We start from the raw sequence: 1,626 nt of genomic DNA, 5'->3' as shown, positions 1-1,626 counted from the left end.
GTAGCTATTCAGTACGTCCGGAGCTGTTGGTGACGTGATCGGGCCCGGCGTGGCGGCTTGATCGTCGGCGTGGTGGCGCGATCATGGACGGATGTCGGACTCGCTGCCGCCGTCCGTGGCGGAGCTCTCGGAGCTGGTCGCGCAGTTGCGGACGACGAACGCCCAGCTGAGCGCGGCGAACACGCAGTTGCGGGCGACGAACGCCGGGTTGCGTGAGGTGATCGCCGGGCAGGCGGTCCACATCGAGACCCAGGCCGGGCAGCTGGAAGCGCTGGCTGCGCGGATCACGGAGCTGGAACGGCGCCTGAGCAGCGACTCGTCGACCTCGAGCAAGCCGCCCTCGTCGGACCCGCCGTACCGCAAACCGGCACGTCGTTCCTCGCGTGGTTCGGCAGGACGTAAGCCTGGCGGCCAACCGGGCGCATCCGGTTCGACGATGCCGTTGATCGACAACCCGAACGAGACGATCATCTGCGACCCGCCTGTGTGCGGGGACTGCGGGACCGATCTGACGGGCGCGCCGGTGGTGTCGGTGACCCGGCGCCAGGTCACCGACGTGCTCGAACCCCCACCCCCGCGAGTGACCGAGTATCAGATCATCGGCCGAGAATGCCCGTGCTGCACGGTGACCACGACCGGGCCGGTCCCGGGGTTCGTGGCGGCTCGGGCCCAGTACGGGCCCGGTGTCCACGCCCGCGCGGCGGAGCTGCTGTGCGGGCACTACCTGCCCGTCGCCCGCGCGACCCGGTTGATGGCCTCGATGCTCGGCGTCACGGTGTCGACCGGGTTCATGGCCGGCGTTCGTGGCCGCGCCGCCCGCCTGCTGGAGGCCACGTTCCTGCCCCGGGTGCGGGACCTGCTGCACCAGGTCGGGGTGCTGCACGTCGATGAAACCCCCGCCCGCGCCGACGGCGGCCTGACATATGTGCACGTCGCCTCCACCGAGTTCCTGACCGCGATGCACACCGGCGGGCGGTCCAAGACCGACATCGACGCCGGCCAGATCCTGCCCGGCTACTCGGGCACGATCGTGCGTGACGGCTACGCCGGCTACACCCACCTCATCGATGCCCACCACGCCTGGTGCGGCGCGCACCTGCTGCGGGATCTGGCCGCGTTCGGCCGCGCCGACCCGGACGGCCAGTTCTGGGCCGCCGCGATGGCCGACCTGCTCACCGACGCCCACCACCACGCACAAACCGCCCGAGCCGCCGGGCACCACGAACTCGATCCCGACGTACTTGCAGGGATCCGGCGGCGCTACCGCGGCGCGATGCACGCCGGGATCAGCGACAACACCGCCCGCGCCGGACCACTCGCCCGCGACGCGCTCACCCTCGCCCGGCGCTTCCGCGACCACGAAACCATGATCCTGCGCTTCGTGGTCGACCTCGCCGTGCCCTGGACAAACAACCAAGCCGAGCGCGACATCCGGCCGACCAAGATCCAACAACGCACCTCCGGCGGCTGCTGGCGCACCCTCGCCGGCCTGGCCGACTTCGCCGTCGTCCAGTCCTACCTGTCCACCACCGCCAAGTGGGGCCTCGACAGCTTCGACGTCCTCACTCAGCTGTTCACCACCGGGGCATGGCTACCACCAGCCGCCGAACCCTGCTGAATAGCTAC

The 1,626-nt window shown here is 70.5% G+C and carries 2 protein-coding genes; one reads left to right on the top strand and one right to left on the bottom strand.

Features of this window, described 5'->3' with window-relative positions:
• Positions 1–81 precede the first annotated feature (81 nt).
• The gene (locus tag KME75_RS46500) at positions 82–333 is read right to left on the bottom strand and encodes a hypothetical protein (RefSeq protein WP_308283513.1); all 252 of its coding nucleotides are present in this window, start codon (positions 331–333) and stop codon (positions 82–84) included.
• On the opposite strand from KME75_RS46500, the gene tnpC reads away from it, so the two are divergent.
• On the top strand, positions 218–1,618 hold the full coding sequence (gene tnpC / locus KME75_RS41380; protein WP_308283512.1) for an IS66 family transposase: 1,401 nt from the start codon (positions 218–220) through the stop codon (positions 1,616–1,618). The genes KME75_RS46500 and tnpC overlap by 116 nt on opposite strands.
• Positions 1,619–1,626 lie beyond the last annotated feature (8 nt).

Origin of the sequence: Pseudonocardia nigra (assembly GCF_019396355.1) — a bacterium.
Lineage (GTDB): Bacteria > Actinomycetota > Actinomycetes > Mycobacteriales > Pseudonocardiaceae > Pseudonocardia > Pseudonocardia nigra.
The sequence above is the reverse complement of the archived record's forward strand: the minus strand, read 5'-3'. Positions and strand labels throughout refer to the sequence as shown.